Consider the following 2,067-nt stretch of genomic DNA (forward strand, 5'->3'; position numbering starts at 1 on the left):
AGAGCCCTGCTGGGCGATGACGATACCGATCAGGAAGCTCATCAGGCCGATGATCGGCAGCGCCGACACGCCGACCAGTTCCATCTGGTGCACCAACGCCTTGCCCGGAAAGCGCGTCGGGTGGCGCAGCAGGCTTGCAGCTCCGATCAGGATCTGCCCGAAAAAGCCGATCACGCCGTAGATGCCGCTGCGCGCGGCGTAGATCTGCTTTCCCAGCGCCAGCGGCACACGTTCCCACACCGGCAGGCGCGGCGCGTGGATATCATGCCCGGCTTCGATCGTGCGCACCGCGTCCAGCAGGCGGTGGGCCGCCGGGCTCGCGCCGGTTATGTCGCAATCATGGGCTTTCGCCAGCTGGCAAATCACCCAGGCGCCAACCGTGTCGATCTCCTCCACCCCGGCCAGATCGATCGCGACAAGCGGAGTGGTGACAGTCTTCAAACTGCGCTCGAACGGGCCGATCACTGCCAGCGTCAACGGGCCGGAAAGCACCAGCCGCGACTTGCCCGCGCCGTCATCTTCCAACGAATATTGCGCGGTGTGATCCATTGCGCGGCAGGTATGGGGCTGTTTTCGCGCCCTCGCAAGGCTCTCGGGACCAATGACGCACTGCTTCTACATTGCATCGCAGCATGGGTGCTGGCATGGCGCGGCCCATCATGAGCGATACGACGAACCCACCTCTGGCCACCACTTTCGACCCCGCCGATATCGAGGCACGCTGGTATTCCCACTGGGAAGCGAACGGGTTGTTCCGCCCGCATCGCCCCGGAGCGGAACCCTTCACGATCGTCAACCCGCCGCCGAACGTGACGGGGAGCCTGCATATTGGTCATGCGCTCGACAACACGCTGCAGGACGTGGTGGTCCGCTATGAACGGTTGCGCGGCAAGGATGCGCTGTGGGTGGTCGGCACCGATCACGCCGGGATCGCGACCCAGATGGTGGTCGAGCGCCAGCTGGAAGCGGCGCAGGACAAGCGCACCAATTACAGTCGCGAGGATTTCGTCGCCAAGGTGTGGGAATGGAAAGCCGAAAGCGGCGGCACCATCACCCACCAGTTGCGTCGTCTGGGCTGCTCGATGGACTGGAGCCGCGAGCAGTTCACGATGGACCCGCACTTCACGCGCGCGGTGATCAAGACCTTCGTCGATCTCTACAACGACGGGCTGATCTACCGTGACAAGCGGCTGGTGAACTGGGACCCGAAGCTCAAGACCGCGATTTCCGATCTCGAAGTCGAGACGCAGACGCTTGCGGGCAGCTTCTGGCACTTCCGCTATCCGCTGGCTGACGGCGAGCATCTGACCGATGGTCGCGATTATATCGAAGTCGCCACCACCCGGCCCGAAACCATGCTGGCCGATATGGCGGTGGCAGTGAACCCGGCAGACGAACGCTATGCCAGCGTCGTGGGTAGCCACGTCATCCTGCCGCTGACCGGTCGGCGCATTCCGATTGTGGCGGATGAACACGCCGATCCGGAGCTGGGCTCGGGCTGCGTCAAGATCACCCCGGGGCATGATTTCAACGACTTCGAAGTCGGCAAGCGCGCCGGGTTTGCGCCCGCCGAGATGCTCAACATGCTCGATGCCGAGGCGAACGTGTGCCAGACGGCGGACGGGCTGGTGCCAGCGGAGTTCATCGGGCTCCACCGTTTCCGCAAGGACGGTGTGGACGGTGCGCGCGAGTTGGTCGTGGCGCGGATGAAGGACCAAGGGTTCCTCATCCCTCACGTGGCGAAGAGCAAGGATGGCGAAGAAGTAGAACACGACGCCGAACCGCGCCAGATCGCCACACCGTTTGGCGATCGCGGCGGCGTGGTGATCGAGCCGTGGCTGACCGACCAGTGGTATGTAAACGCCGCGCAACTCGCCAAGAAGCCGATCGAAGCGGTGAAGTCCGGCGAAATCGGGATCGTGCCCAAGACCTGGGAGAAGACCTTCTTCAACTGGATGGAGAACATCCAGCCATGGTGCGTCAGTCGCCAACTTTGGTGGGGTCACCGGATTCCGGCTTGGTTTGCCGATGATGGCCGCTGCTTCGTTGCCGAAGACGAAGCCGCCG

The 2,067-nt window shown here is 63.5% G+C and carries 2 protein-coding genes; one reads left to right on the forward strand and one right to left on the reverse strand.

Translation table 11 applies throughout. The annotated features are described in order from the left end of the window. A partial coding sequence (locus ACOVQ0_RS15355) for an STAS domain-containing protein (protein WP_421886291.1) occupies positions 1-549 on the reverse strand: 549 nt, incomplete at its 3' end. A gap of 110 nt (positions 550-659) precedes the next feature. Between ACOVQ0_RS15355 and ACOVQ0_RS15360 the strand changes: the two genes are divergently transcribed. Beyond that, positions 660-2,067 (forward strand): class I tRNA ligase family protein (locus ACOVQ0_RS15360; protein ID WP_421886294.1); only part of this gene is annotated, 1,408 nt, incomplete at its 3' end.

Source organism: Novosphingobium sp., from assembly GCF_049240505.1.
Taxonomy (GTDB): Bacteria; Pseudomonadota; Alphaproteobacteria; order Sphingomonadales; family Sphingomonadaceae; genus Novosphingobium.